Source organism: Burkholderia lata, assembly GCF_902499335.1.
In the GTDB taxonomy this organism is placed as follows: domain Bacteria; phylum Pseudomonadota; class Gammaproteobacteria; order Burkholderiales; family Burkholderiaceae; genus Burkholderia; species Burkholderia lata_B.
Map to the genome: position 1 here is coordinate 1 of NZ_CABVQK010000045.1, position 1,338 is coordinate 1,338.

Annotated in this window: 1 protein-coding gene and 1 pseudogene; one reads left to right on the top strand and one right to left on the bottom strand. The window is 56.5% G+C overall.

The window, feature by feature from the left end:
- Nucleotides 1-72: 72 nt before the first annotated feature.
- Nucleotides 73-216 (bottom strand): hypothetical protein, encoded by a 144-nt coding sequence (locus BCO18175_RS40350; protein WP_174989393.1) that lies wholly within the window; start codon nucleotides 214-216, stop codon nucleotides 73-75.
- Nucleotides 217-325: 109 nt separating this feature from the next.
- On the opposite strand from BCO18175_RS40350, the pseudogene BCO18175_RS40355 reads away from it, so the two are divergent.
- Nucleotides 326-603 (top strand): annotated as a pseudogene (locus BCO18175_RS40355) (integrase core domain-containing protein).
- Nucleotides 604-1,338 lie beyond the last annotated feature (735 nt).

Here is a 1,338-nt window from a genome sequence, read left to right on the forward strand (position 1 = left end):
TCTCTGCCATTCTGTTCTCCATACAGTCAAAAAGTTATCAAACTTCTTGCTGTACGTGGAATCGAGACAGGGTCAGTCAAAGTCAGAAGCGTTGTTGGTCATCCGGAAGCGCTGACGCTTCCCGTCCGACAACTCGATCAACACGGCATTCGAATAACGGGCGACGTCGATCGCCACAAGGTTCAGGGGCAGCGCACCTTCGAGCAAGTCGGCCATTTCGGTTTCCTCCGGCGGGCGGTGAACGGGAAATCCAAAGGATGCCCGTTACCCCTGATGGCTGACATTCTGCATGTACTACGGCGCCGAATTTACCGCTGCCAAGGTCATGCGTTGGCTGCGAGACGCTGCAATCGGTCCGGCCTTCGTTGCGCCTGGCAGTCCATGGCAAAACGGATTCGTCGAAAGCTTCAACGGCAAACTGCGAGACGAATTGCTAAACCGCGAATGGTCCGCAGCCGCGCCGAGGCCAAGGTGCTCATCGAGCGCTGGCGGCAGTTCTATAACGAGCGCCGGCCCCACAGCGCTCACCGCTACCAACCTCCGGCCACGGTCCGTCGAGCCTGGCTGGATTCCGATAATATCGACGCGAGACTCACTGCCTGACTGGCTACAAAATTCCGCCGCAGGTCACGGTTACTCAAGTCGCCGACTGTCCTAAAGACACGCTTGCAAGGCGTGCGGCAGCGCTGTTGTTGTACGTTCCGAGTGTGTTCTGCAGGGATCTCGAGAATCTGTATCGCAAGCTGGTCACCTGCCAGATCCGAAAGCACGTGTCGCGATGGCGACACGCTAGCACAAGAAAAAAATCCCGCCGTGAGGCGGGATAAATGAGGATGTCCAGGACGAGTGGGGTGCCTCTTCCTGGATACCATGCCGGAGAAGATGACACGGTTACCGGATTATCGTTTGCCACTGCCATCGATTCAATCTGACTCGTTCGGATTTGACTGGGACGAATACGATGAAAGTGCTGCGGCGACGAATGGCGGTCGGTACTTAGCCTCGATGTGTGAGTCTCGGGAACAGGTGTGTCAATCGGCTAAGGGATCATATCCCCGGTGCACGTGTGTGCATTAGCCGGAATCCGTTGCTGCTCGCGCGCGCGGGATAGCGGCAAACTCGGCGGTCTCCGACAAACCCGGAGCGGTTCACAACCTGTTCTTCCGTGACTGCTGCCACACGCCGAAATCAGTTCGCCACGGTTGCCATCCCGTCCGGCCGATCGGAACCTCACAACAGCCTGCTGAGGTACTGTATTTTACTTAGAAACGCTAACAGAATGATTTTTGAAGGTGCCTCCAGCAAATGATGCAGGCGGCGATTTTCATGAACGCCTCG